At 47.5% G+C, this 21656-nt stretch carries 19 protein-coding genes, 1 other RNA gene and 1 other annotated feature; of the genes, 16 read left to right on the forward strand and 4 right to left on the reverse strand.

Translation table 11 applies throughout. The features are described 5' to 3' along the window. The first annotated feature begins 1 nt into the window (after position 1). The gene (gene tgt / locus BXO87_RS12480; RefSeq protein WP_014305500.1) at positions 2-1147 is read left to right on the forward strand and encodes a tRNA guanosine(34) transglycosylase Tgt; all 1146 of its coding nucleotides are present in this window, start codon (positions 2-4) and stop codon (positions 1145-1147) included. Between the two features lie 30 nt (positions 1148-1177). Then, positions 1178-1438 (forward strand): preprotein translocase subunit YajC, encoded by a 261-nt coding sequence (gene yajC / locus BXO87_RS12485; protein WP_007408187.1) that lies wholly within the window; start codon positions 1178-1180, stop codon positions 1436-1438. Between the two features lie 51 nt (positions 1439-1489). On the opposite strand, the gene BXO87_RS12490 is transcribed toward yajC, so the two are convergent. Beyond that, positions 1490-1876: a TIGR04086 family membrane protein gene (locus BXO87_RS12490; RefSeq protein WP_003152697.1), complete on the reverse strand. Its 387-nt coding sequence runs from the start codon at positions 1874-1876 to the stop codon at positions 1490-1492. 166 nt (positions 1877-2042) lie between these two features. On the opposite strand from BXO87_RS12490, the gene BXO87_RS12495 reads away from it, so the two are divergent. Further along, complete coding sequence (locus tag BXO87_RS12495) at positions 2043-2699, forward strand: DUF421 domain-containing protein (protein WP_003152699.1); 657 nt, start codon at positions 2043-2045, stop codon at positions 2697-2699. A gap of 7 nt (positions 2700-2706) precedes the next feature. Here BXO87_RS12495 and spoVB read toward each other — a convergent pair whose 3' ends face one another. Continuing rightward, positions 2707-4263, reverse strand: a complete 1557-nt coding sequence (gene spoVB, locus BXO87_RS12500) for a stage V sporulation protein B (protein ID WP_038459361.1) — start codon at positions 4261-4263, stop codon at positions 2707-2709. Positions 4264-4377: 114 nt separating this feature from the next. Here spoVB and BXO87_RS12505 point away from each other — a divergent pair, with 114 nt between their 5' ends. From BXO87_RS12505 to dtd, 8 genes are all read left to right on the forward strand, one after another. After that, complete coding sequence (locus BXO87_RS12505) at positions 4378-4674, forward strand: post-transcriptional regulator (RefSeq protein ID WP_007612839.1); 297 nt, start codon at positions 4378-4380, stop codon at positions 4672-4674. A 36-nt stretch (positions 4675-4710) separates the two neighbouring features. Beyond that, a complete protein-coding gene (secDF, locus tag BXO87_RS12510; protein WP_032873841.1) occupies positions 4711-6930 on the forward strand; it encodes a protein translocase subunit SecDF in 2220 nt (739 codons plus the stop codon). A gap of 131 nt (positions 6931-7061) precedes the next feature. Continuing rightward, entirely contained in the window at positions 7062-7559 is a 498-nt protein-coding gene (locus BXO87_RS12515) for a cation:proton antiporter regulatory subunit (RefSeq protein ID WP_007612836.1), read from the forward strand. A 63-nt stretch (positions 7560-7622) separates the two neighbouring features. Then, positions 7623-7949, forward strand: coding sequence for a LapA family protein (locus BXO87_RS12520; protein WP_038459359.1), 327 nt, complete (start codon positions 7623-7625; stop codon positions 7947-7949). A 55-nt stretch (positions 7950-8004) separates the two neighbouring features. Next, positions 8005-10365 carry a single-stranded-DNA-specific exonuclease RecJ gene (gene recJ, locus BXO87_RS12525; RefSeq protein ID WP_038459357.1) on the forward strand — a complete coding sequence of 787 codons (2361 nt, stop codon included), beginning with the start codon at positions 8005-8007 and terminating at the stop codon, positions 10363-10365. A 5-nt stretch (positions 10366-10370) separates the two neighbouring features. Then, positions 10371-10883 (forward strand): adenine phosphoribosyltransferase, encoded by a 513-nt coding sequence (locus tag BXO87_RS12530; RefSeq protein WP_003152714.1) that lies wholly within the window; start codon positions 10371-10373, stop codon positions 10881-10883. A 157-nt stretch (positions 10884-11040) separates the two neighbouring features. Continuing rightward, entirely contained in the window at positions 11041-13245 is a 2205-nt protein-coding gene (gene relA, locus BXO87_RS12535; protein ID WP_076851355.1) for a GTP diphosphokinase, read from the forward strand. A 12-nt stretch (positions 13246-13257) separates the two neighbouring features. Next, entirely contained in the window at positions 13258-13701 is a 444-nt protein-coding gene (gene dtd / locus BXO87_RS12540; RefSeq protein WP_038459355.1) for a D-aminoacyl-tRNA deacylase, read from the forward strand. 25 nt (positions 13702-13726) lie between these two features. Here dtd and BXO87_RS12545 read toward each other — a convergent pair whose 3' ends face one another. Further along, positions 13727-15289 carry an N-acetylmuramoyl-L-alanine amidase family protein gene (locus BXO87_RS12545; protein ID WP_038459353.1) on the reverse strand — a complete coding sequence of 521 codons (1563 nt, stop codon included), beginning with the start codon at positions 15287-15289 and terminating at the stop codon, positions 13727-13729. Between the two features lie 130 nt (positions 15290-15419). Here BXO87_RS12545 and BXO87_RS20715 point away from each other — a divergent pair, with 130 nt between their 5' ends. From BXO87_RS20715 to BXO87_RS12565, 5 genes are all read left to right on the forward strand, one after another. Next, a complete protein-coding gene (locus tag BXO87_RS20715; RefSeq protein ID WP_003152722.1) occupies positions 15420-15590 on the forward strand; it encodes a YrzK family protein in 171 nt (56 codons plus the stop codon). 60 nt (positions 15591-15650) lie between these two features. Next, positions 15651-15883: a binding site (T-box leader), on the forward strand. A gap of 63 nt (positions 15884-15946) precedes the next feature. Further along, complete coding sequence (gene hisS / locus BXO87_RS12550; protein ID WP_007612829.1) at positions 15947-17221, forward strand: histidine--tRNA ligase; 1275 nt, start codon at positions 15947-15949, stop codon at positions 17219-17221. A gap of 14 nt (positions 17222-17235) precedes the next feature. Next, positions 17236-19014 (forward strand): aspartate--tRNA ligase, encoded by a 1779-nt coding sequence (aspS, locus tag BXO87_RS12555; protein ID WP_007408199.1) that lies wholly within the window; start codon positions 17236-17238, stop codon positions 19012-19014. A gap of 62 nt (positions 19015-19076) precedes the next feature. Continuing rightward, positions 19077-19268: non-coding RNA, 6S RNA (ssrS, locus tag BXO87_RS12560), on the forward strand. A gap of 71 nt (positions 19269-19339) precedes the next feature. Continuing rightward, a complete protein-coding gene (locus BXO87_RS12565) occupies positions 19340-20104 on the forward strand; it encodes a tRNA threonylcarbamoyladenosine dehydratase (protein ID WP_012118080.1) in 765 nt (254 codons plus the stop codon). 115 nt (positions 20105-20219) lie between these two features. Here BXO87_RS12565 and BXO87_RS12570 read toward each other — a convergent pair whose 3' ends face one another. Next, positions 20220-21488: a replication-associated recombination protein A gene (locus BXO87_RS12570; protein WP_038459350.1), complete on the reverse strand. Its 1269-nt coding sequence runs from the start codon at positions 21486-21488 to the stop codon at positions 20220-20222. Between the last annotated feature and the right edge of the window lie 168 nt (positions 21489-21656).

Here is a 21656-nt window from a genome sequence, read left to right on the forward strand (position 1 = left end):
AGTGGCTGAACAACCGATACGTTATGAATTTATAAAGGAATGCAAACAAACGGGAGCGCGACTGGGCAGAGTCCATACGCCCCACGGCTCCTTTGAGACGCCTGTATTTATGCCGGTCGGCACGCTTGCTACGGTAAAGACGATGTCTCCGGACGAGCTGAAATCTATGGATGCGGGCATTATTTTAAGCAATACGTACCATTTATGGCTCCGCCCGGGACACGACATTGTAAAAGAAGCGGGCGGGCTTCATAAGTTTATGAACTGGGACCGCGCGATTTTAACGGATTCCGGCGGTTTTCAGGTCTTTTCATTGAGCAAGTTTCGTAATATAGAAGAAGAAGGCGTTCATTTCCGCAATCACTTAAACGGAGACAAGCTGTTTTTATCTCCGGAAAAAGCGATGGAAATTCAAAACGCCCTCGGCTCTGATATCATGATGGCGTTTGATGAGTGTCCGCCGTATCCGGCAGAGTATGATTACATGAAACGCTCTGTGGAACGGACCAGTCGCTGGGCGGAACGCTGCCTGGAGGCGCACGGGCGCTCAGATGAGCAGGGGCTGTTCGGAATCGTACAGGGCGGAGAATACGAAGATCTGCGGACACAAAGTGCAAAAGACTTGGTTTCGCTTGATTTTCCGGGTTATGCCATAGGCGGATTATCTGTCGGCGAGCCGAAGCACGTCATGAACCGAGTGCTTGAGTTTACAACTCCGCTTTTACCGAAGGACAAGCCGAGATATTTAATGGGTGTGGGTTCACCGGATGCCTTAATTGACGGCGCCATCCGCGGCGTGGATATGTTTGACTGCGTACTGCCGACCCGGATTGCCCGAAACGGCACGGTGTTTACGAATGAAGGGCGTCTGAATATGAAAAACGCCAAATATGAGCGTGATTTCCGTCCGATTGACGAAGAGTGCAGCTGCCATACATGCCAAAATTACTCCCGCGCTTACATCAGACATTTGATCCGCTGTAATGAAACGTTTGGAATTCGATTAACAACTTACCATAACCTTCATTTTCTGTTACACTTAATGGAGCAGGTCAGACAAGCCATCCGGGAGGATCGTCTTGGTGATTTCCGAGAAGAGTTCTTTGAGCGTTACGGCTATAATAAGCCAAATGCGAAAAGCTTCTAAATAAAACCATTCATGAAAGGAGGGAAACAGATGGGTACTTTAGGCACAATCGTTCCTATTATTTTAATGTTTGCAGTGCTTTATTTCCTGCTCATCCGTCCGCAGCAAAAGCAGCAGAAGGCCGTACGCCAGATGCAGGAAGAGCTGAAAAAAGGGGATACAGTGGTGACAATCGGAGGATTGCACGGCACTGTTGATTCAATTGATGAAAGCAAGGTCGTCATTAAAACAGGTGATAACACCCGTTTAACATTTGACCGCCGCGCAATCAGAGAAGCTTCCGCTGAATAACAGCGAAGCTCATACATACAAAAAAAGAGCGGATTCTCCGCTCTTTTTTTATTACGCTGATCTGCTTCCTTTCAAATTCACTCCGAAAATGCCGCCCAGCATGCTGACTCCCAAAAAGCCGAGATGAAACAAAAGCTGACCGGATGTAAACGTTTTTCCGAACCCTAAATATTGAAACAGCAAGATGATTAATGAAAAACAGACGGCGGTTAAAGCCCCGATCATCCAGCCTTTTTCCTTCGCTTTGCCGCCCGATATAAAACCGCCCGCAAATAAAGAAAGAAAGGAAAGCGCGGTGATCAGCCAGCTGAAAGATGATTCTTCCATTGAGGTAACCGTCAGTAAAAGCGAAATCGCCAAACTCGTAAGAAGCATCACCGCAAAGATAGCCACTAAGCCATACAAGACGCCTCTTCCCACTTGTTTCGTTTCTTCCATTTTTATCTCCTCTCCGCACTGCGGCCTGATATATGACAAGCCGGAGCCCGTCTTTTTCTAAATGTATTCTCTGAATGTTCGAATTAGACGTAAATGCATGATGTTCAGCCCGTTTCTTACATAATTCAGAGCCGATGGCAAATGCTATGACCGTTGGAGGTGCGATATGGAAGATATTTTCATTATTACGTTTCGTACGATTGTGCTTTATTTTATCATTCTTGTGATTTTCAGACTGATGGGAAAACGGGAAATCGGAGAACTGAGCATTTTAGACCTTGTCGTCTCCATTATGATTGCCGAGATTGCCGTATTGGCAATTGAAAATGTAAAAGATAAGCTTTTGCATACAATTGTGCCGATTGTCGTTTTAATGATTATTCAAGTAAGCCTTGCTTTTATTTCGCTCAAAAGCCAAAAAATACGGCAGCTGCTTGACGGAAAACCCACCATTATTATAAAACAGGGAAAAATTGATGAACGGGCGATGAGATCGCAGCGCTACAATTTTGACGATCTTCTTATGCAGCTGAGGGAAAATAACATCGATAGAATCTCTGACGTGTCATACGCCATTTTGGAGTCTTCAGGCAAACTGTCGATCGTCAAAAAGAAAAACAATAAGGATAAGCAGATGGAAACATCGCTTATCGTTGACGGGGTCATTCAGAACGAGCACCTGGACAGAATCGGGAAAGATAAACACTGGCTCGAAAAAAATTTAGCAAAAAGAGGATATCGCGATCTTTCGGTTATATCATTCTGCACGTTTACGGACGGCGCTTTTTTTATTGATCTTAAAGATGAAAAAGGGGAGCCATAAATGGGTTTTACCGCGTCACGAACTTGCCGATGACCGGAATCCGGATCAGCTCTTCCCTTTTAATCAGCCTGAATAACAGAAGAAGCGCTATGTACAAAATCGCGGTCATTGCAATCCAGCCTGTGAGATTAACAGCCTCTGACCCTGAAAAATGAACGGTGTGCTTGATGATGCGGCTGACATAACCGCAAATGAATATGACGGCAAAACAGAGCGCGTATTCTTTTATTTTAATGCTGATCGGAAGCACCTTGCTTACGGTGGCCGCATGCAGCAGGGTGACAAGGACCATCCCCGTTACAATTGCAAGTGCGGCGCCCATGATGCCCAAGGAAGGCCTGGTCGCCAAAACAAAAATCAGGCCGGTTTTGACAGCGGCGCCGATAAAACTGTTCATCATGGCGGCCCCGGCTAAATTGAGAGCCTGCAGCACCGCCTGAAGAGGCCCCTGAAAATAGTAAAGCAGAAAAAACGGCGCCATCACTTTAACAAATACCGCCGCATTAGTTGATCCGTACATGACGGACATCAGTTCATCAGCGAAAGAGAATAAAATAACCACCGAAATGCCTCCGCTTAAAAGACACAGCCTCATCGCCTGTTCCAGACGGTATTCGACAACTTGCAGCTTTTTTTGCTCCATTCCTTCACTGATCGCAGGAACAAGCGCCGTTGACAGAGAATAGGTTATAAAGCTGGGCAGCGTCAAAACCGTCATGGCAAATCCGGTCAGCTCCCCGTACTGGCTGGTAGCGGCAGCGGTGGCCACTCCTGCAATCGCAAGGCTCTGCGCGACGACAATAGGTTCAAAAAACCAAGATAAATTTCCGATGAAGCGGCTTCCGGTTGTCGGGAGCGACACGCTCATCAGCTGGCGGAAGGTTTCTTTTCCATTTGCAATTGACTTGAAAAATTGTTTTCTGATTCTGATTGTTTTATTTGCTTTAAAACAAATGAATAAATAAATAAGAGAGGCAAGCTCCCCGATGACAGACGAAATCATGGCTCCGGCTGCGGCATATTCAATCCCGTACGGCAGAAACACCGTCGTGCAGACCGCGACAAGTGAAATCCGCACGATCTGCTCAAGCACTTGGGAAAACGCCAGCGGGTTCATATTCTGCCTGCCCTGAAAGTAACCGCGCAGCACGCTGGATATCGCAATAATCGGCACGACGGGCGTAATCGCCAGAAGCGGGTAAACCGTGCGCTGATCCGTCAGCATCGTTTCGGACATAATCGGCGCAAAGCATAAAAACAGCGGCGTGAAGATGAGACTTAATATCCCGGTGACGGTAAGCGACATCACTAAAATGTGTTTCATTTTCTGCCGGTCCCCCCGCGCGCTTGCTTCAGCGACAAGTTTGCTGATGGCAACGGGGAGGCCGAATTGAGTCAAAGTGGTGGCCAAGAAAAATGTCGGGGCAGCCATCATGTATAAACCGACCCCTTCTTCACCGATAAACCGGGCGATAACCACCCGGTTGACAAAGCCGAGCATTCTCGTAATCATCCCGGCTGCGATGAGAATAAGAGTGCCCCTTAAAAAAGTCTGTTTTGCCATTTTATAAACCCCTGCCTTCTCAAACTACCTGGAATCATATACAATAAAGATATGCGCCGATGTCGTCCGAGCATGACAAGTCTTCGAGAAAAATGAAAAAGGAGCGAGCGCCCAGTGGAGAAACATCCCGCCGAAATGTACAAAGATCATTTGCGGCCTTTCTTGTACAGTAAACTTGAAGAGTTCAAAATCCTCGGATACGATGATGTTGAGCACGAGAGTTTATGGTCATACTTAATACATAAAAAGTGGAAACAGAAAAAGGAACTGCCGCTGTATGAATTGGCCGGCAATATTTTATCAGTTAAAATTGGCGATTTTATGAACTATGCAACCGTCGAAGCTTTTAAGTCGTCTAATTGGCTGGAAAGCGATGAGGGTCAGGAAGCTTTGGATGAACTGCTGAGATAATGATTTGACGGCATAGGTTTAAGGAGGAAATACATAATGAAAAAAGGACGCTTGATTGCGTTTTTCCTGATCGTATTATTGATCGGCACAGGGCTGGGGTATTTTACAAAACCGGCTGCCAATAATATTACGTTAGGATTGGATTTACGCGGCGGGTTTGAAGTTCTGTACGATGTGCAGCCCGTCAAAAAAGGCGATAAAATCACAAAAGACGTGCTCGTCAGCACGGTGCAGGCGCTGAACCGCCGGGCTAACGTTCTCGGCGTAAGCGAGCCGAACATTCAGATTGAAGGAAATAACCGCATCCGCGTACAGCTGGCGGGCGTCACGAATCAGAACAGGGCGCGCGAAATTCTGTCAACGGAAGCGCAGCTCTCGTTCAGGGATACGAATGATAAAGAGCTGTTAAACGGCTCTGATCTCGTGGAAAACGGCGCGAAGCAAACCTTTGATCCGACGACGAACGAACCGATTGTCAGCGTTAAGCTGAAGGATGCGGATAAGTTCGGAGAAGTGACGAAAAAAGTCAAGAAAATGGCGCCTAATAATCAGCTTGTGATCTGGCTTGATTACCAAAAAGGCGATTCATTTAAAAAAGAAGTCGGCAAAAAACATCCGAAATATGTATCCGCTCCGAATGTGAGCCAGGAATTAAACACGAAGGATGTCACGATTGAAGGTCAATTCACCGTTCAAAAAGCGAAGGACTTGGCCAATATTTTAAACGCGGGCGCGCTGCCTGTGAAACTGACCGAAAAATACTCTACTTCAGTAGGGGCGCAATTCGGACAGCAGGCTTTGCATGATACGGTAGAGGCCGGCATCATCGGTATTGCAATTGTTTTCTTATTTATGCTGCTTTATTACAGACTGCCTGGACTCATAGCGGTAATTACGCTTTCTGTATACGTGTATATTACGCTTCAAGTGTTCGACTGGATGCAGGCGGTGCTGACGCTTCCGGGTATTGCGGCGCTCATTTTGGGTGTCGGGATGGCGGTTGACGCCAACATCATCACCTATGAACGGATAAAAGAAGAACTGAAACTCGGCAAATCCGTCCGCTCAGCTTTCCGTTCAGGGAACAGACGGTCATTCGCGACGATTTTCGATGCGAACATCACAACGATCATCGCAGCGGTCGTGCTCTTTATTTTCGGGACAAGCTCTGTAAAAGGGTTTGCGACGATGCTGATTCTGTCAATTCTGACAAGCTTTATTACAGCTGTCTTCCTTTCAAGATTCCTGCTCTCCCTTCTTGTGGAAAGCAGATGGCTTGACCGGAAAAAAGGCTGGTTCGGCGTCAAGAAAAAACATATTATGGACATTCAAAAAACGGATGAAAATACTGAACCGCATACGGCATTCCAAAAATGGGATTTCACGAGCAAGCGAAAATATTTCTTTATTTTCTCAAGCGCTGTAACCATTGCGGGAATTATCATCTTACTGGTCTTTAAGCTCAACCTGGGAATCGATTTTGCAAGCGGTGCGCGGATTGACGTGCAGAGCAATCATGCATTGACGGCGCAGCAGGTTGAAAAAGACTTTGACTCTCTCGGCATGGAACCGGAAAACATCGTGCTTTCTGGTAAAGAGAACCATGTTGCCGCGGCCCGGTTTGTCGGAGAGCCATCTAAAGAAAAAATCGCTGAAATCAAAACGTACTTTAAGGACAAATACGGATCTGAGCCGAACGTCAGCACGGTATCGCCGACAGTCGGAAAAGAACTGGCCCGTAATGCCTTATATGCCGTCGCCATTGCATCAATCGGCATCATTATTTACGTGTCAATCCGTTTCGAGTATAGAATGGCTGTCGCCGCAATTGTATCCCTGCTGTATGACGCTTTCTTTATCGTCGCGTTTTTCAGCATTACCAGGCTGGAGGTCGATGTCACCTTTATCGCCGCAATTCTCACCATAATCGGTTACTCGATAAATGATACGATCGTTACATTTGACCGGATACGTGAGCAGATGAAAAAACGCAAGCCGAAGTCATTTGCCGATCTGGAACATATCGTGAATCTGAGTTTGCAGCAAACCTTTACACGTTCGATCAATACGGTCTTGACCGTTGTGATTGTTGTCGTCGTGCTGCTCATTTTGGGCTCATCGTCAATTACAAACTTCTCCGTCGCTTTATTGGTCGGTTTATTGACGGGCGTTTATTCCTCTCTTTACATCGCCGCGCAGCTGTGGCTTGTATGGAAAGGTAAAGAATTTAAAGGGAAAAAATCAATCGAAGAGTAAAATGGGAACAGGCTGTCTTGCAGAAGGCAGCCTGTTTTTTCAGGCCGCATTGAACTTAAAACCTGCATTTGCTATAATGACATACGCTTACATAATCAATCATCATTGTAAAAACATGTAGGAGGGTTCTTATGAACGTTCGTGAGTCGGAGCTTCCGGGCATCGGCCAGAAAGTAGAAGTCATTACGAAAAATCACGATAAAATCAGTATTATTCTTCATGATGACGGCAGAAAAGAGCTCTATTACTTCGATGAGAATGATCATGACGAATGCTTGGCATCCGTTGAATTTAACGACGAAGAGGCGAGGCAGATTTCCGCTATTTTAGGCGGGATGACGTATAAGCCGAAAGCGCTGGAATCTGTGGAAGTCGCGCTTGATGACCTCGTCATTGAGTGGTTTAAAGCCGAATCTCATGCACCGGCTGTCAGCCGTACAATCGGAGATTTGGAGATCAAGAAACATTACAACGTCCAGATTATTGCGATCGTAAAGAAAAACCGGCAAAAACAGCTGAGCCCCGGCATTGATACCGTAATTGAAGCAGGGGACACCCTCGTTATATCGGGAGAAAGAAGCGGACTGAAAAAGCTGATCCGCGAGCAGTTAACGGCCCGGATTTCCTGAGACCGGGGTTTACTCCCGGGAAAATGGGGGAAAAGATAAGAATGAACAATTGGGGGCAGACGCATGAATAAACAATGGACTATTATATTCGCTTTACTATTTACTTTGATTGTCGCCATCTTTGCTGTCATTAACGTGCGGGCGGTTGAGGTTGATTATCTGTTCGGAACCGCTGAATGGCCGCTGATTTTAGTCATTTTAGGCTCTGTGTTAATGGGAGCGCTGATCGTGTTTTCAGCCGGTATCTTTCAAGTGATGAAACTGAAGCGCGAAATTAAAATGCTGCGGAAAGAAAACAGATCCGCAGGTGAATTGACGGCTGATTCGGACGGCCGAAAAACAGCCGCGCCGCCGGAAGAAATGCTTGAAGAGAAAAAAGGATCAGAATAACATTTGAAACCCCTCAGTCCGCTCTAGTATAATAGGGTGGTTGAGGGGTGAATTTATGTTAGCGTCAAAAATGCGCTGGGAAATCCAGCAGCCGGATCAGGAAAAAGTCAAATCACTCACAGAACAATTGGACATAACACCTCTTGTGGCATCACTGCTTGTAAAAAGAGGTTTTGATACTGCCGAAAGCGCAAGGCTGTTTTTACATACAAAGGATGCAGACTTTTATGACCCGTATGAATTAAAGGGAATGCGGGAAGCAGTTGATCGGATAAAACTGGCGGTTTCTCAAGGGGAACCGATTATGATTTACGGAGATTACGATGCGGACGGCGTTACAAGCACGTCGGTGATGCTGACGGCACTCAGACAGCTGTCGGCGGACGTTGACTTTTATATTCCCGACCGTTTTACAGAAGGCTACGGCCCGAATGAACAAGCTTTCCGCTCCATAAAAGAGCGGGGATTTTCGCTGATCATTACAGTGGATACGGGAATCGCCGCCGTCCATGAAGCTGAAGTCGCAAAAGAGCTGGGCTTAGACGTCATTATTACCGACCACCATGAGCCGGGACCCGAGCTTCCTGACGTATTTGCGATCATCCACCCGAAGCAGCCGGGATGCGGCTATCCGTTTAAAGAATTGGCCGGCGTCGGTGTGGCGTTTAAGCTTGCCCACGCGCTTACGGATTCTTTGCCGGAAGCTATGCTGGACTTGGCGGCAATCGGTACGGTTGCAGATCTGGTGCCTCTTCATGATGAAAACAGATTAATTGCGTCACTCGGGATCGAAAGGCTTCGGACGACAAATCGGCCGGGCCTCAAAGCTCTGATTAAGCTTTCCGGCGGAGATATCGGACAAGCTGATGAGGAAACGATCGGATTTCAGGTCGCGCCGAGGCTCAATGCCGTCGGAAGAATAGAACAGGCCGATCCCGCCGTGCACCTGCTGATGACTGAAGATCAGTTTGAAGCGGAGGAACTGGCTTCGGATATTGACCGGCTGAATAAAGAGCGGCAGAAAATGGTGAAAACCATGACCGAAGAGGCTGTTGAAATGGTTCAGCAGCAAGGCGGAAACCCGTCTGCCATTGTAGTGGCAAAAGCCGGCTGGAATCCGGGAGTCGTCGGTATTGTCGCATCGAAGCTGGCTGAACGTTTTTACCGGCCCGCTGTTGTGCTTGGGATAGATGAGGAGCAGGGAATCGCTAAAGGGTCGGCGCGAAGCATCAGAGGCTTCAACCTTTTTACGAGCCTTTCACAGTGCAGAGACATTCTTCCTCATTTCGGCGGGCATCCGATGGCGGCAGGAATGACGTTGAAGGCTGAAGATGTGGCGGAATTAAGGGACAGGCTGAATCAAATGGCTGAAGAAACCCTTACGGAAGAGGATTTTATTCCCGTTCAGGAGGTTGATCTTGTCTGCGGCGTAGAAGACATAACCGTTGAAAGCATTACAGAATTGAATATGCTGTCGCCGTTCGGCATGCTTAACCCTAAACCGCATGTGATGGTGAAAAATGCCGTGCTTGATGATGTGCGCCTGATCGGAGCGAATAAAAACCACGTGAAAATGACGGTGAAAAGTGATTCCGCCGTCCTTGACTGCGTCGGCTTTAACAAAGGAGAGCTTGAAGCCGGAGTTGTCCCCGGATCAACGATTTCCATTGTCGGCGAGATGTCCATTAATGAATGGAACAACAGAAAGAAGCCCCAGCTGATGATTAAAGATGCTGCGGTGCCGGAATGGCAGCTTTTTGATATCAGGGGCAAGCGGACGTGGGAAGACACGGTCACCGCGCTGCCGAAGGAAAAACGGGTGCTCATCAGCTTTAACGAAAAAACCGCTCAGAAGCTCCGTGAAAAAGAGCTGTCGGGCGAGCTTGCCGGGATCACTTCAGAATCCGAGGCGGAAGCTCTCCAGCTTGACGGAAAATATGCCGTTTTTCTGGATGTGCCGCCGTCAGCGGATCGTCTGCAGCATTTGCTTGACGGAAAGAAGCCGGAACGGATTTATTTTGTTTTTATCAATCATGAAGAACATTTCCTGTCCTCATTTCCATCGCGGAATGATTTCAAGTGGTTTTATGCATTTCTCTTGAAAAGGGGCGCTTTTGACTTCGGCAAGCATGGTTCAGAGCTTGCGAGACACAGAGGATGGTCAATTGACACAATCAATTTCATGACAAAGGTGTTTTTTGATCTCGGTTTTGTTAAAATAGAAGATGGTGTGCTGTCTGTCGTGAGCGGCGCGAAAAAACGCGACCTGGCAGATTCGCAAACCTATCAGGTAAAACAGCAGCTGATGGAATTAGACCAGAAGCTCAATTATTCCGCAGCCCATGAGCTGAAGGAATGGCTGAATAAGCTAATGAACCAAGGTTCAGAAGCTTATGAAAGTACGAGGAGGACATAGAACAGATGGATCTTAAAAAATACGTAACAATTGTGCCCGATTACCCGAAAGAAGGCGTACAATTTAAAGATATTACGACATTGATGGACAAAGGCGACGTATACCGTTACGCCACTGACCAAATTGTTGAATATGCAAAAGAAAAAGAAATTGATTTAGTTGTCGGGCCTGAAGCGCGCGGCTTTATTATCGGCTGTCCGGTTGCATACGCTCTCGGAGTCGGCTTTGCGCCGGTTCGGAAAGAAGGAAAACTTCCGCGTGAGGTCATTAAAGTCGATTACGGTTTGGAGTACGGAAAAGACGTACTGACAATTCATAAAGATGCGATTCTGCCGGGACAGCGCGTGCTGATTACTGATGACTTGCTTGCAACAGGCGGCACGATCGAAGCAACGATTAAGCTAGTCGAAGAACTGGGCGGCGTCGTAGCCGGTATTGCGTTCTTAATCGAGCTTTCTTACCTTGACGGCAGAGACAAGCTTGACGATTACGATATTTTAACATTAATGAAATATTAACCGCATATGGAAAAAAGCACTCGTGTCAGGGTGCTTTTTTCCTATTATTTCATCATCCTGACAGATTCTTTAGGTGTTTTGAACTTCTGCCCTTTACATCTCTCGTTTTTTTCTTGATAATAAACTAATACAGTTTACATTTAAAAAAGGTGATTCCATGGCGAACGAACAAGTATTGACTGCCGAGCAAGTAATAGATAAAGCGCGCACTTATCTGCCGGAGGAGCAGATTGCGTTTGTTGAGAAAGCTTACCTGTATGCGCAAAACGCGCATCGCGAACAGTACCGCAAATCAGGTGAGCCGTACATCATTCATCCGATTCAGGTGGCGGGGATCCTCGTCGATCTGGAAATGGACCCTTCCACAATTGCGGGCGGATTTCTGCATGACGTGGTGGAGGACACGGATGTCACCCTCGATGACCTGAAGGAAGCATTTTCTGAAGAAGTGGCGATGCTTGTCGACGGCGTGACGAAGCTCGGTAAAATTAAGTATAAATCTCAAGAGGAGCAGCAGGCGGAAAACCATCGAAAAATGTTTGTCGCTATGGCTCAGGATATCAGAGTCATATTGATCAAGCTGGCGGATCGCCTTCACAATATGCGGACGTTAAAGCATCTTCCGCAGGAAAAGCAGCGGAGAATTTCAAATGAGACGCTGGAAATTTTCGCTCCGCTGGCCCATCGGCTCGGGATTTCTAAAATCAAATGGGAGCTGGAAGACACCGCTCTCCGTTATTTGAATCCTCAGCAATATTACAGAATCGTCAACCTCATGAAGAAAAAGCGCGCGGAACGCGAACTTTATGTCGAAGAGGTTGTCAATGAAGTGAAAAAACGCGTCGAAGAAGTGAATATCAAAGCGGACTTTTCAGGACGTCCGAAGCACATCTACAGCATTTACCGCAAGATGGCGCTGCAAAATAAACAGTTCAATGAAATATATGATCTGCTCGCCGTCCGTATTCTTGTCGGAAGCATTAAAGACTGCTACGCCGTACTCGGCATTATTCATACGTGCTGGAAGCCGATGCCGGGCAGATTCAAAGATTATATTGCGATGCCTAAGCCGAATATGTATCAGTCGCTGCATACGACCGTAATCGGGCCTAAAGGCGATCCGCTGGAAGTGCAGATCAGAACGTTTGAGATGCATGAGATCGCTGAATACGGGGTGGCTGCACACTGGGCATATAAAGAAGGCAAGGCTGCAAACGAAGAAGCGATATTTGAGAAAAAACTGTCCTGGTTCCGTGAAATTCTGGAATTCCAAAACGAGTCTACCGATGCGGAAGAATTTATGGAATCGCTGAAAATCGATCTGTTTTCTGACATGGTATACGTATTTACGCCAAAAGGCGATGTCATTGAACTGCCGTCAGGCTCTGTGCCGATTGATTTTTCCTACAGGATCCACTCGGAGATCGGCAACAAAACAATCGGGGCGAAAGTGAACGGAAAAATGGTGACGCTTGACCATAAGCTCCGGACGGGCGACATCGTCGAGATTCTGACGTCCAAGCATTCATACGGTCCGAGTCAAGACTGGGTCAAACTGGCGCAGACGTCCCAGGCGAAACACAAAATTCGCCAATTCTTTAAGAAACAGCGCCGTGAAGAAAACGTCGAAAAAGGCCGTGAGCTTGTCGAGAAAGAAATTAAAAATCTTGATTTTGAAGTGAAAGATGTTTTAACACTCGAAAATCTTCAAAAAGTTGCCGACAAGTTCAATTTCTCTAATGAAGAGGATATGTATGCGGCGGTCGGGTATAACGGCATTACCGCTCTTCAGGTGGCCAACAGGCTCACTGAAAAAGAACGGAAGCTGCGTGACCAGGAAGAGCAGGAAAAAATCGTTCAGGAAGTCACTTCCGAGCCGAAACATTATCCGCAAGGGAGAAAACGGGAAGCGGGTGTGCGCGTAAAAGGCATTGACAACCTTCTCGTCCGCTTGTCGAAATGCTGCAACCCGGTTCCTGGCGACCATATCGTCGGTTTTATTACAAAAGGGCGCGGTGTATCCGTTCACCGGGATGACTGTCCGAACGTCAAAACGAATGAAGCGCAGGAACGTCTGATCCCTGTTGAATGGGAGCATGAATCACAGGTTCAAAGACGCAAAGAATATAACGTTGAGATTGAGATTTTGGGGTATGACCGTCTCGGGCTTTTAAATGAGGTGCTCCAAGCCGTAAATGAGACGAAAACCAACATCTCCTCTGTCTCCGGCAAATCCGACCGCAATAAAGTCGCTACAATTCATATGGCGATTTTTATTCAAAACATCAACCATCTGCACAAAGTGGTCGAGCGGATTAAGCAGATCAGAGACATCTATTCAGTCCGGCGGGTAATGAACTAAAAGGAGCTTGCTATGAAATTAGTTGTTCAGCGTGTAACAGAAGCAAGTGTGACGGTTGACGGCGCTGTCGCCGGCCGAATCGGACCCGGCATTATGGCGCTTGTCGGCATCACTCATGAAGATACAGAAGAAGATGCCGCTTACTTGGCGGATAAAATCGTGAATCTCCGGATTTTTGAGGACGAAAGCGGCAAGATGAATTTATCGCTTTTAGATACGGGCGGAGAGATTTTATCCGTTTCCCAGTTTACGCTTTACGGCGAAACGAAGAAAGGGAGACGCCCGAATTTTATGAATGCGGCTAAACCGGATCAGGCAGTGCTCCTTTATGAAAAGTGGAACGAACTTCTTCGGGAAAAAGGAGTCAAAGTTGAAACGGGAATATTCGGGGCCATGATGGATGTTCAGCTGACGAATTCCGGGCCCGTTACATTGATTATGGATTCTAAACAATAAAAAAGCTGCCGTTCGGCAGCTTTTTTTATGATTGAAAATAATGTTCCAATCCGCTTTCAATTCCGTCTGTCACCTTTTCCTGGTAAGAGCCGCTATGTATGATTGTTTCTTCTTGCGGTTGACTGAGATAGCCGAGCTCATACAGCATGGCAGGCCGTTTATTTTCCCTCAGGACGTAATAATCGCCAAACAGAACGCCGCGATCCGGGATAGGGGAACGCTTCACTACTTCAGAATGGACGTCTGAGGCAAGCTGGCGATCCTTAGACGGACTGTAATAATAAGCCGTGCTTCCCCGCGTTGACGTATCGGCATAGCTGTCATAGTGAATGCTGATAAAGGCATCCGCATTCCGGTAATGAGAGGTTGAAACCCTGGCCTGCAGGCTGATAAAAGTATCATCCTGTCTGGTGATATACACGTTTGCACCGGATGCCCGCAATTTTTGGGCCAGCAGCTTAGCGGTTTTAATGGTTACGTTTTTTTCAAACTTTCCGGAGTAGCCGATCGTTCCGCTGTCTTTTCCTCCGTGTCCGGGATCAACGACAATCGTTTTGTTTTTAAGTGAGCCGCTGCCGCCTGACGTGTTTGGAGAAGGTGCTTCGCCTGTTTCCTCACCGCTTTTTGACGTTTGTACGACCCAGTTTGCCACATATGCGGTTTGTCCGTTTTCAAGCCGGACTTCATACCATTTGCCGCTTGAGCCGACAATCGGGTAGGCTGCGCCTTTATCTGCTCTTTTTACGATAGAAGCGGAAGTCGAGGCCGAGCTCCTTAAGTTGGTGCCGCCGTAAACAATATACGCTTTTTTCGAGGAGCCTGAGCCCGCAGAACCGTCTCCTGAGCCCGATGCGCTGTCCGATGAGTCAGAATCCTTTATGATGTAGTGGCTTGCTGCCCAGCCTTTTTGCCCGTTTGCTTCAATTTTCAGCCAGCCGTGGTCTTCACTTAAGATGGAAACCTTTGTTCCGCGTGATAATTTAGTCATAATCGCTGAATCATGTGATGCTGCACTTCTGACATTCAATGAAGAAACGCCGACCGTCCCGTTTTTTGACCCGCTTCGGGCCGGAGTTGCTTTCGTATCCGATCCGCCGCTGTCCGCGGTGACGTATTCGGAAGAAACCCATCCGGTTGTGCCTTGATAAGAAATGTTCACCCATCCGCTGTTCTTGTCCAGCACGGATGCATGTGCGCCTTGCGGAAGTTTGCCGATGACTTCATATGATGTCCCCGGGCCTTTTCTGATGCGGAGGTCAGGATCGGTCGAAGTGACCGTTCCGCTTGTTGCGGATGAATTGTCTGCTCCTCCGGCTGTTTTTGATATCAGCCAGGAAACGACCCATCCGGTTTTACCGGGGCTCAGCTGAAGCTGCACCCAGTCTCCCTCTTCTTTAGCGATCGGGTATCTTTCCCCTTTTTTTACTTCAGCCTTAATTCCATAGCTCAGGCCGGGACCGCCTCTGACATTGATCTTGTCTGTCGCGATGACCGCTTCTCCCTCTGCGGCGATTGCGGTGTGGAATGACGGAAGAAGCGCTGTGATGATGACGCCGCATAAAATAAGAGCAAGAGTTCTCTTCTTCATGGCTGTCCTCCTTTCTGAACTAACTAAAATACATTCTTGTATAATATCGTATTTTCCTTGCTGAATGTTAAATAAAAATAAAATGGTTTGTTTATACTAGTCATAAATACAGCGAAAAGGTGTGCAAATCATGAAATATCAACCAAAAATGGGACGCGCGCTGCACGATGCGGAAGGAAATCTGCACTTCAGTGATCAGAGCGACAGAGAAAAGGCGGGTTTTCTTGAAGAGACGGCGACGGAGTTCGGTCTCTTATCGAAAGAAGCGGTCGCAAGGAAAAACAGACGGAATAAAACTTGACAGGGGAGTGCAATCCCATTATTATAATAGAAATTGATGTACATAAGTCATGATAACGATTTTGAACCGATAATGGAGAAGAGTAGGTCAGAATGCATGGAGAAGAGAGGAACCGTCCCGGGCTGAAAGCGGATCCGCACTGCATCTTTCTCGAAACAACACTCCGGAGGTTCCCTGCTGAACGCTTTTGCAAGTCATTAGGCAGCGGACGTGAACCTGCGTTAAAGGTCAGAGCGGGGATGCTTCGGCATTCCAACTAGGGTGGCACCACGGGTATAACTCTCGTCCCTACTATACATGTATAGTAGGAGCGGGAGTTTTTTTATTTGAAGAAAGACATTAAGGAGGCCTGTAACATGGCATATCACATTCCAAGAGGCACACAAGACATACTGCCGGGTGAATCAGACAGATGGCAGTTCGTCGAACAAATTATGAGGGAGACGTGCCGCACTTATCAATATAAAGAAATCCGCACGCCGATTTTCGAGCATACGGAACTGTTCGCAAGAGGCGTCGGTGAGTCTACAGATATCGTGCAGAAAGAAATGTACACGTTTGAAGACCGTAAAGGGAGAAGCCTGACGCTTCGGCCGGAAGGAACAGCTGCCGCAGTCCGCGCGTTCAATGAAAATAAATTATTTGCGAACCCGGTGCAGCCGACGAAGCTTTATTATGTCGGACCGATGTTCCGTTACGAACGTCCGCAGACGGGGCGTTTCCGCCAATTCTATCAATTCGGAATTGAAGCGATCGGCTCCAAAGATCCGGCCGTGGATGCAGAAGTCATTGCGCTTGCGATGAGTATTTACCGTAAAGCCGGTTTGAAACATGTCAAGCTTGTGCTGAACAGCCTTGGTGACCAGGAGAGCCGCAAATCCTACCGGGAAGCGCTCGTCAAACATTTTGAACCGCGCATCGGAGAATTTTGCTCGGACTGCCAGTCGCGTCTGCACACAAACCCGCTCAGAATTCTTGACTGCAAGAAAGACAGAGAGCATGAACTGATGAAAACGGCTCCGTCCATTCTTGATTACTTAAATGAAGAATCAGCCGCTTATTTTGAGAAAGTAAAACAATACTTAAACGATCTCGGCATCCCGTTCGAAATAGATCCGAACCTTGTCAGAGGGCTTGATTATTATAACCATACCGCTTTTGAAATTATGAGCAATGCCGAAGGATTCGGAGCGATTACAACCCTTGCCGGCGGGGGCCGCTATGACGGGCTTGTTGAACAGATCGGCGGACCTGAAGCGCCGGGTATCGGATTTGCGATGAGCATCGAACGTCTGCTGGCAGCCATTGACGCTGAGAAAACAGAGCTTCCCGTCAATCAGGGGATTGACTGCTACATCGTGACGCTCGGAGAAAAAGCGAAGGATTATTCCGTTTCCCTCGTGTACAAACTGAGAGAAGCGGGCATCTCAAGTGAAATCGATTATGAAAATAAAAAGATGAAGGGCCAATTCAAAACGGCTGACCGTCTCGGCGCACGTTTTATTGCGATTTTAGGGGAAGATGAGCTTGCCCAGAATAAAATCAATGTAAAAGATGCGGAAACAGGAGAGCAGCGTGAAGTGGTGTTAGACGAGCTGATACAAGTGTTAAAGGCAGATCAAAAGCAGTGAAGGAGAGGAACGCTATGTTTGGAAGAACATATTATTGTGGCGAGATAACTGAAAAAGCGATTGGCGAAACCGTCAAACTGAAAGGGTGGGTGCAGAAGCGGCGCGATCTCGGCGGCTTGATTTTCATTGATTTGCGTGACCGCTCGGGTATTGTGCAAGTCGTGTTCAACCCTGACGTATCGAAGGAAGCCCTTGCCGCAGCGGAAGCAATCAGAAACGAATATGTGCTTGATATCGAAGGCACGGTTTCTGCCCGTGAAGAAGGCACGGTGAATCCCAACCTGAAAACCGGTAAAATTGAAATCAAAGCTGAAGCGGTGACGGTGCTCAGCACGGCGAAAACGCCGCCGTTTCCGATCAGTGACCAGGCGGCTGACGTTTCTGAGGACGTCCGGTTAAAACACCGCTATTTGGATTTGCGCCGCCCGGCGATGTTTCAAACATTGCAAATGCGCCATCAAGTCACAAAATCCATCCGCCATTTCTTGGATGAAAACGGATTTCTTGATATTGAAACACCGATTTTAACAAAAAGCTCTCCCGAAGGCGCCCGTGATTACTTAGTGCCGAGCCGGGTGCATGAAGGAGAATTTTACGCCCTTCCGCAATCGCCGCAGATTTTTAAACAGCTTCTGATGGTGTCTGGCTTTGAACGGTATTATCAAGTGGCCCGCTGCTTCCGCGATGAAGACTTGCGTGCCGACCGCCAGCCGGAATTTACACAGATTGATATTGAAATGTCCTTTATGAGTCAAGAGGACATCATGGCTCTGGCGGAAGAGATGATGGCGAAAGTCATGCTTGAAACAAAAGGTGTTGAAGTACCGCTTCCGCTTCCGCGAATGACATATGAAGAAGCGATGAACAGCTACGGTTCCGACAAGCCTGACACCCGCTTCGGCATGCTGCTGACGGACGTGTCAGACATAGTGAAAGATACTGAATTTAAGGTGTTCTCATCAGCCGTGGCAAACGGCGGCGTTGTAAAAGCGATCAATGTCAAAGGCGCTGCCGGCGACTATTCCAGAAAAGATATCGATGCGCTCGGCGTTTTTGCCGGAAATTACGGCGCGAAAGGTCTCGCTTGGGTGAAAGTTGAAGCTGACGGCGTAAAAGGCCCGATTGCGAAATTCTTTGATGAAGAGAAGCAGGCAAAACTGGCTGAAGCGCTTGATGCTTCTGAAGGCGATCTGCTCCTGTTCGGCGCTGATAAGTTTGAGGTTGTGGCTCAATCCCTCGGCGCGCTTCGCTTAAAGCTCGGCAAAGAACGCGGCCTGATTGACGAAAGCCTCTTCAACTTCCTGTGGGTTGTGGACTGGCCGTTACTGGAGCATGACGAGGAAGAAGGCCGTTTCTATGCGGCTCACCACCCGTTTACAATGCCTGTCCGTGAAGATCTTGACCTGATTGAAACGGCGCCTGAAGATATGAAAGCGCAGGCTTACGACCTCGTCTTAAACGGCTATGAACTCGGAGGAGGCTCAATCCGTATTTTTGAAAAAGACGTTCAGGAAAAAATGTTCGGGCTTCTCGGCTTTACAAAAGAAGAAGCGGAAGAGGAATTCGGATACCTTCTTGAAGCCTTTGAATACGGCGCCCCTCCGCACGGCGGAATCGCGCTCGGCTTAGACCGTTTGGTTATGCTTCTTGCAGGCCGCACAAACTTAAGAGATACGATCGCTTTCCCGAAAACGGCAAGCGCAAGCTGCCTTCTTACGGAAGCGCCCGGCGAAGTGAGCGATGCCCAGCTTGAAGAACTTCACCTTTCTGTCAAAAGAAAAGTGAAACAGTAAAGATCAGCAGTTTGATTCTTGAAAATCAAAATCTGCTGTGATATGATTTTGACAAGTTAAATAAAGTCCTGATGTGTTAGTTGTACACCTAGTTTTGACCGAACATTTTTTTGATTTGGGAGCCCGCATTTTTAAATGGCGTACATGCCTCTTTTCATTCGTTAAGAGGACTTACAAGATTTAAAAAAGGGCACCCACCTGCTGAGAGCGGGTTCAAAACGAAGGAAAGCTGCAACGGCACAATTGGGACTTTATTTTTTGTGCGCTAAAACCAGCGGCTTTTTGACAAGCCGAGTTTATAAAACCAGAATGTGGAGTGAGGTTCTTGTTACATCAGTTTTCCAGAAATGAGCTAGCGATTGGAAAAGAAGGGCTGGACACGTTAAAAAACAGCACGGTGGCCGTTCTCGGCGTCGGCGGAGTCGGTTCATTCGCAGCCGAAGCATTGGCGAGGTCCGGAGTGGGGCGGATCGTGCTTGTCGATAAAGATGATGTTGACATTACAAACGTAAACCGCCAGCTGCATGCGCTCTTGTCGACGGTGGGACAGCCGAAAACAGACTTGATGAAAGCGCGGATCGCGGATATTAATCCGGATTGCGATGTCGTCGCCTTAAAAATGTTTTATACAGAAGAGACATATGAGCAGTTCTTTGAGTATCCGCTTGATTACGTCATTGACGCGTCGGATACGATTCATTATAAAATTCATCTGATGAAAGAATGTCTGAAACGGAATGTTCCGCTGATTTCAAGCATGGGAGCGGCGAATAAAACAGACCCGACACGCTTTCAGATTGCTGATATTTCAAAAACCCATACCGATCCGATTGCCAAAGTCGTCCGCACAAGGCTTCGCAAAGAGGGCATTAAAAAAGGCGTACAGGTCATTTTTTCTGATGAAAGCCCGATCGTCATCCGTGAAGACGTCAGAAAAGAAGTCGGGAATGATGAAGCGAAAATCCGCAAAGCGCAAATGCCGCCGTCTTCCAACGCCTGGGTTCCGTCAGTGGCCGGTCTGATTATGGGCGGACATGTTGTCATGGAGCTCTTAAAGGACATCGACATTAAACGGGTTAAAGATAAATAAAAAGAAAAACAGCCTTCTTCAGGAAAGGCTGTTTTTTTATTTGAATCCGCCGTTTACACGAAAGATTTTGGCCGGTATCAAAAAAGACAAGAACACATAGGGTGTCCTTGTCCGGTTATTTTTTCTGCTTCATCAGTTTTTCATACACTTGCTTTATGGCGGCTTCAAATTTCCCCGTTTGTTTCGGTTTATAGTATTGCTTGTTTTTTAACGGATCGGGCAAATATTGCTGTTCGACCCATCCGTTCTCGAAATCGTGAGGATATTGATAGCCGATCCCGCGTCCGAGCTCTTGGGCCCCTTTATAGTGGGCGTCTTTTAAATGTTTCGGCACATCGCCGATTTTACCCGTCCTGATGTCTTTGAGCGCCTCATCAACGGCTGAGATGGCGGAGTTTGATTTTGGCGAGAGGCATAATTCGATTACCGCATTGGCCAGCGGAATTCTCGCTTCCGGAAAGCCGATCCGTTCTGCGGTCTGAATCGCGCTCAGCACCCGGGGGCCTGCCTGCGGGCTTGCGAGGCCGATATCTTCATAGGCGATCACGAGAAGCCTTCTTGATATGCTTTCAAGATCGCCGGCTTCGATCAGACGGGCCAGATAATGAAGGGCGGCGTTTGCGTCCGAGCCTCGGATCGATTTTTGGAAGGCGGATAAGACGTCATAATGCGCATCGCCGTTTTTATCATGAGTATAGCTTTTTTTCTGCAGACATTCTTCCGCTGTTTCCCGTGTAATCCGGACCGTGCCGTCGCTTGATTCCTTTGTGGAGAGCACGGCAAGCTCCAGTGCGTTCAAAGCGGAGCGGACGTCTCCCCCGCACCCTTGTGCGAAATGATCCATCGCGTCGTCGTCCACCGAAACGCTGTAAGAACCGAGTCCCCGGTGTTCATCTTTGAGCGCTCTTTTCAATGCCTGCTTGATCAGATCGGGTGTTAACGGTTCGAGCTCAAATATCTGGGTCCGGCTTCTGATGGCCGGGTTAATGGCATGATAAGGGTTGGCGGTCGTTGCGCCGATTAAAATAATCATGCCGTTTTCTAAATAGGGCAGCAGAAAATCCTGCTTTCCCTTATCAAGCCTGTGCACTTCGTCAAGGATTAAAATGACCTGGCCTGACATTTTCGCTTCCTGTACGACAATCTCCATGTCTTTTTTATTATGAATGACGGCATTCAATTTCCTGAATGCGATGCTTGTCGATCCTGCGATCGCTGTGGCGATGGATGTTTTTCCGATGCCCGGCGGTCCGTACAGGATCATGGATGATAAGTGCTTTGCACGCACCATTCTGCCGATGATTTTATCTTCTTTGACCAAATGTTCCTGGCCGATAATGTCTTCAATATTGGCAGGCCGCATCCGATACGCCAGTGGTTTCATGAACATCTCTCCTCACATATACAGGGTAACGGAAAACGGACGATTAGAAAAGCGAATTGCGGCGGGCCCCGTGTTTCAATGAAAATTAGGATAAGTTATGTTATAATAACAGTTGGTTTATAAGATACTAAACAGATTATTCATATCCATTTACTTGTATAAATTAAC

The sequence above is a fragment of the Bacillus sp. GZB genome (genome assembly GCF_001975995.1).
Classification (GTDB): Bacteria; Bacillota; Bacilli; order Bacillales; family Bacillaceae; genus Bacillus; species Bacillus velezensis.